The 2,804-nt window shown below is 36.1% G+C and carries 3 protein-coding genes; all 3 read left to right on the top strand.

Features of this window, described 5'->3' with window-relative positions:
• Window positions 1-182 precede the first annotated feature (182 nt).
• The 3 genes from H4J39_RS00095 to H4J39_RS00105 all read left to right on the top strand — a co-directional run bounded on the left by H4J39_RS00095 (window position 183) and on the right by H4J39_RS00105 (window position 2,164).
• Entirely contained in the window at window positions 183-467 is a 285-nt protein-coding gene (locus H4J39_RS00095; RefSeq protein WP_259368701.1) for a hypothetical protein, read from the top strand.
• A gap of 119 nt (window positions 468-586) precedes the next feature.
• Window positions 587-907, top strand: a complete 321-nt coding sequence (locus H4J39_RS00100) for a hypothetical protein (protein ID WP_182225434.1) — start codon at window positions 587-589, stop codon at window positions 905-907.
• Window positions 908-1,753: 846 nt separating this feature from the next.
• Complete coding sequence (locus H4J39_RS00105) at window positions 1,754-2,164, top strand: hypothetical protein (protein ID WP_182225435.1); 411 nt, start codon at window positions 1,754-1,756, stop codon at window positions 2,162-2,164.
• Window positions 2,165-2,804 lie beyond the last annotated feature (640 nt).

The raw sequence follows: 2,804 nt of genomic DNA on the forward strand, positions 1-2,804 counted from the left end.
GTAATGGCTCAAAATAATGGTTTGGTATTTAGCCGTGGTACGGTTATATTAAGTTTCGAAGTTTGCTTTAACTAACTGGTTTTATAATAAATTTAACCTAACAAGCAATTCAAACGGACAAAAAAAAGTTGGCTGTTTTCACTTCGTTCAACATTTTAGCCAACTAATTTTTGCCGCTTAATATGGGCGTTATAACTAAAGGCATGTTCGACAAATATTTCGCTAAACGTAGGTTGGTAAGTCTTGTTAAAGAGCTTGCCATCTTCAATGACAAAGGAATGCACTGGAGGAGTCACAATAGCGCTCAAGTTTCTGCCGAGCGAAAAAGGCTAATCGAATTGATATATGTGCAATTGTCTAAGCTAGAAAACTCTGATGCTGTTTCAAGGCTTGCTGACACAATCAAAAGTGGTGAACTTGCCGAAGATGATGAAGGTAAATATATAGCACTTGCAAAGTCAGTTTAGTTATAACAAGCTGTTAAAGCAGGACAAAATACAGTTGGCTGTTTTCGTTCCTCAACATTTTAGCCAACTAAATTTTGCCCCTTAACGAGGGCGTTATAAGTATAAAAAATTTGGGCATTATGAAATTCTATCCTTATCAAAAAGTAAAATCTGAAAACTTAAAGTCATTATTGTTTGTAGCAAGGTTTATCGCCATGCTTGGATATATTTTAATGGCGCGATCAATATTGTTATTCGTTATTAGTTTTTTTGTTTCTGCTCCCGTTACTTCTTCTGTAGTTGAGCTTTCGGGATATTCTTTTACAAATTATGATGGGCCTATAGAAAATAGCTCAGATCATGTTTTTACGTTTATCTTAAGTATTATTATTCTTGGTATCGCAGGTTTTTTAGCCTCAATGGTTTCAATTGAGGATACGCTTAGAAAGGCTGGTGAATAATACTTATAACAAGCCATTCAAGCAGGACAAATAACAGATGGCTATTTGCTCCTTCGTCGCTTATTTTAGCCAACTATTATTTGCCTCTTAATGGGGCGTTATATTGCTAAAAAATTATGATTACAGATTATAGTAGGGAGCCGACTACCAATTGCAATAAGTGCGGTTTGACATATAAAACATCTTATTCTGTTTGCCCTCATTGCGTTGGTAAGAATAAGGAGCAAATAATTCGGGATATCCACATTCCGCACTCAGAGCAAATTGAGAAAAACTCTAGCACTGGTAGGCAGTTTATTTATTTGGCAATCATTGTAGCTTGTCTTTTAACGGTGTTATTCTAGTTAAGTGGTAATCGCAATATAACAAGCCATTCAAGCAGGACTTTTAACAGTTGGTTAGGTTCCGCTTCGCTTCACATTTTAACCAACAATTAAAAGCCTCTTAATGGGGCGTTAGGTGTAGTCGCCACTTCATTTTAATTGTTTAAAGCATTTGCCACTTTAATCTATCGTTTGTATTTTCTTAATATGGTTTTGGAGTGTTTCGCCAAGCCCTACGTCATTTACGCCAATATAGTCTTCGGGCATTACCAAAGACAAAATGTCCTTGCGAATTGGCTTTTCATTGTTTGGTGTTGTGGCTCAAAATCTAGCAGTTGTGTTTATTAAGTGGCGAATGTAATATTAACTTTTAGTGTTTGCTTTAAGGTTTTGTATTTACATATAAACTTCACCTAACAAGCAATTCAAACGGACAAATAACAGTTGGCTGTCGTTCGTTCCTCACTATTTTAGCCAACTATTATTTGCCGCTTAATATGGGCGTTATAAGGTTCAATCAGGCATGGATAAGCAAACTCGAATGGAACTCCGAAGAAAGGCTGGTTACAGAGATTTGCCTGAACCAGTTGTAAAAGTTCAAGGTCCCGAGTACTCAATGTCTTTTGCATGCTTTAACTGTAAAACTTCTAACATGCGTCATTTCAACGTCCCCCCATGTGATTACCCTAAGACTATGGAATGTCCTATTTGTAAAAGTACAACGGTAAACTTAGGTAGGCATTTTAAATCACCTAAAAAATCGGATGTTGCCCAATGGAAAAAGGTTAAGTTTCTCGCAGAGCATGGTTTTGTGTTTCAAAAAATACTAACTGATTCAAATAGCTATGATAGTGTTCCTTACCCTGATACATTATCTGAAGCCAAAGAGTTTGTCGTAAAATACAAAAAATGGGCTTGGAAACCAACCTTATAACAAGGCGTTCAAACGGACAAAAAACAGTTGGCTGTTTCACTCCGTTCACAATTTTAGCCAACAATTTTTTACCGCTTAACGTGGCGTTATATGTAAAGGATAGTATGGTGGTTACAGAACCTTTGGATGCGTTTTGGCTTTTCTTATTTTTGTTTATACTGAATGTTTTTACTTCATGGCTTTTTATTAGAGGCTGTAAACAACGTTATCCTTTACTTTGGAAGCATGCAGGAGAGCCCACATTGAATGAAAACTTCAATATGATTAGCGCTTGGCCACTAAATAAATACCTGATGAATAGAGAATATCGTGAAGTAGATGATTCCTTATCTATTCAGTTCGCTGAGAAATATAGGCTTCCATGTACCCTCACATATTTTGGAACATGTGGAACAGTTATTTTGTTTTTTTCTCTCTTTATTTACATATAACAAGCAAATCAAGTGGGTCTTTTAACAGTTGGCTAGTTTCACTTCGTTCACAATTTTAGCCAACCATTAAAAGCCCCTTATTAGGGCGTTAGGTGTAATCGCCACTTCGTTTTAATTGTTTAAAGTATTTGCCAATTTAATCTAGCGTTTGTATTTTCTAAATATGGTTTTGGAGTGTTTCGCCAAGCCCTACGTCATTTACGCCAATA

The sequence above is a fragment of the Colwellia sp. Bg11-12 genome (assembly GCF_014076955.1).
Classification (GTDB): Bacteria; Pseudomonadota; Gammaproteobacteria; order Enterobacterales; family Alteromonadaceae; genus Colwellia_A.